The following is a 2,943-nucleotide window of genomic DNA, read 5'->3' on the forward strand; positions in this document are numbered from 1 at the left end:
ATTCCGTAAGTAGCGACGAGCGAACGCGGACTAGCCCTTAAGCTGATTTGGTTCTAGGAAAATGCTCTGGAAAGAGCAGCCATAGAAGGTGATAGCCCTGTATCTGAAAGGGCCATTTCAGTGAAGACGAGTAGGGCGGGGCACGTGAAACCCTGTCTGAACATGGGGGGACCATCCTCCAAGGCTAAATACTACTGACCGACCGATAGTGAACCAGTACCGTGAGGGAAAGGCGAAAAGAACCCCGGAGAGGGGAGTGAAATAGATCCTGAAACCGTGTGCGTACAAGCAGTAGGAGCCTCGCAAGGGGTGACTGCGTACCTTTTGTATAATGGGTCAGCGACTTACTGTTCGTGGCAAGCTTAACCGTATAGGGGAGGCGAAGGGAAACCGAGTCTGATAAGGGCGCATAGTCGCGGGCAGTAGACCCGAAACCGGGTGATCTAGTCATGGCCAGGGTGAAGGTGCCGTAACAGGTACTGGAGGCCCGAACCCACGTCTGTTGCAAAAGACGGGGATGAGCTGTGATTAGGAGTGAAAAGCTAATCGAACCCGGAGATAGCTGGTTCTCCTCGAAAGCTATTTAGGTAGCGCCTCATATGTATCCTCTCGGGGGTAGAGCACTGTTATGGCTAGGGGGTCATCGCGACTTACCAAACCATTGCAAACTCCGAATACCGAGACGGACTGTATGGGAGACACACGGCGGGTGCTAACGTCCGTCGTGAAAAGGGAAACAACCCAGACCCACAGCTAAGGTCCCAAATTTTGTGCTAAGTGGAAAACCATGTGGAAAGGCACAGACAGCCAGGAGGTTGGCTTAGAAGCAGCCACCCTTTAAAGAAAGCGTAATAGCTCACTGGTCGAGTCGGTCTGCGGGGAAGATTTAACGGGGCTAAGCACAGAACCGAAGCTTGGGGTGTGCATATTTATATGTACGCGGTAGAGGAGCGTTCCGTAAGCCGTTGAAGGTGGATTGAGAAGTCTGCTGGAGGTATCGGAAGTGCGAATGCTGACATGAGTAACGATAATGCGGGTGAAAAACCCGCACGCCGAAAGCCCAAGGTTTCCTTGCGCAACGTTAATCGGCGCAGGGTGAGTCGGCCCCTAAGGCGAGGACGAAAGTCGTAGTCGATGGGAAGCAGGTTAATATTCCTGCACCTCGCGTAAGTGCGATGGAGGGACGGAGAAGGTTAGGCATACCGGGCGTTGGTTGTCCCGGGGAAAGGCGGTAGGTTTGGATCTTTGGCAAATCCGGGATCCTTCAAGACCGAGCACCGAGACGAGCCTTTATGGCGAAGTTGCTGATACCACGCTTCCAGGAAAAGCTCCTAAGCTTCAGCTTACGCAGACCGTACCGTAAACCGACACAGGTGGGTAGGATGAGAATTCTCAGGCGCTTGAGAGAACTCGGGTGAAGGAACTAGGCAACATGGCACCGTAACTTCGGGAGAAGGTGCACCCTTTTTGGTGGCTCGTGCGAGCTATAGCTGAAGAGGGTCGCAGTAACCAGGCCGCTGCGACTGTTTATCAAAAACACAGCACTCTGCAAACACGAAAGTGGACGTATAGGGTGTGACGCCTGCCCGGTGCTGGAAGGTTAATTGATGGGGTCAGCCGCAAGGCGAAGCTCTTGATCGAAGCCCCAGTAAACGGCGGCCGTAACTATAACGGTCCTAAGGTAGCGAAATTCCTTGTCGGGTAAGTTCCGACCTGCACGAATGGCGTAACGACAGCGGCGCTGTCTCCACCCGAGACTCAGTGAAATTGAAATCGCTGTGAAGATGCAGCGTTCCCGTGGCAAGACGGAAAGACCCCGTGAACCTTTACTATAGCTTTACACTGAACGTTGAGTTCGTCTGTGTAGGATAGGTGGGAGGCTATGAAACTGTGGCGCTAGCTGCAGTGGAGCCATCCTTGAAATACCACCCTGTCGTGCTTGACGTTCTAACCTGGGTCCATTATCTGGATCGGGGACCGTGTATGGTGGGTAGTTTGACTGGGGCGGTCTCCTCCTAAAGAGTAACGGAGGAGCTCGAAGGTACGCTCAGCGCGGTCGGACATCGCGCACTGTGTGCAAAGGCATAAGCGTGCTTGACTGCAAGATCGACGGATCAAGCAGGTAGGAAACTAGGACTTAGTGATCCGGTGGTTCTGTATGGAAGGGCCATCGCTCAACGGATAAAAGGTACTCCGGGGATAACAGGCTGATACCGCCCAAGAGTTCATATCGACGGCGGTGTTTGGCACCTCGATGTCGGCTCATCACATCCTGGGGCTGTAGTCGGTCCCAAGGGTATGGCTGTTCGCCATTTAAAGTGGTACGCGAGCTGGGTTCAGAACGTCGTGAGACAGTTCGGTCCCTATCTGCCATGGGCGTTGGAGATTTGAGAGGGGCTGCTCCTAGTACGAGAGGACCGGAGTGGACGAACCTCTGGTGTTCCGGTTGTCACGCCAGTGGCATTGCCGGGTAGCTATGTTCGGAAGCGATAACCGCTGAAAGCATCTAAGCGGGAAGCGCGCCTCAAGATGAGATCTCCCGGGGCACAAGCCCCCTGAAGGAACCATGTAGACTACGTGGTTGATAGGTCAGGTGTGTAAGTACAGCAATGTATTGAGCTAACTGATACTAATGATCCGAGAGGCTTGACCATATAACCTCAAGTTGCCTTGGCCGACATGACATGTCGATAGATCCAAGTGCACGCTACGTCACAAGACCAAACGAGAGGCAGGCGCTCAGGCGCGTCTCTTTGCAACGCAGGCATCACCATGCCCGCCCCCTGCAAAGACACGACGTCCGAAGCGACACTCCAACCGCCTCCCTGGTGAAATTAGCGCTATGGAACCACCCGATCCCATCCCGAACTCGGAAGTGAAACGTAGCTGCGCCGATGGTAGTGTGGCCTAAGCCATGCGAGAGTAGGTCATCGCCAGGGTTTA

Annotated in this window: 2 rRNA genes (1 of these 2 running past the window's edge); both read left to right on the forward strand. The window is 53.9% G+C overall.

Annotated elements, in window-relative coordinates:
• Positions 1–2,654, forward strand: a 23S ribosomal RNA gene (locus tag CR919_RS20900); it begins 227 nt to the left of the window's first position.
• A 170-nt stretch (positions 2,655–2,824) separates the two neighbouring features.
• Positions 2,825–2,939: ribosomal RNA gene (rrf, locus tag CR919_RS20905) — 5S ribosomal RNA — on the forward strand.
• Positions 2,940–2,943: the final 4 nt, after the last annotated feature.

The organism is Stenotrophomonas sp. LMG 10879 (genome assembly GCF_002750935.1).
GTDB lineage: Bacteria > Pseudomonadota > Gammaproteobacteria > Xanthomonadales > Xanthomonadaceae > Stenotrophomonas > Stenotrophomonas lactitubi_B.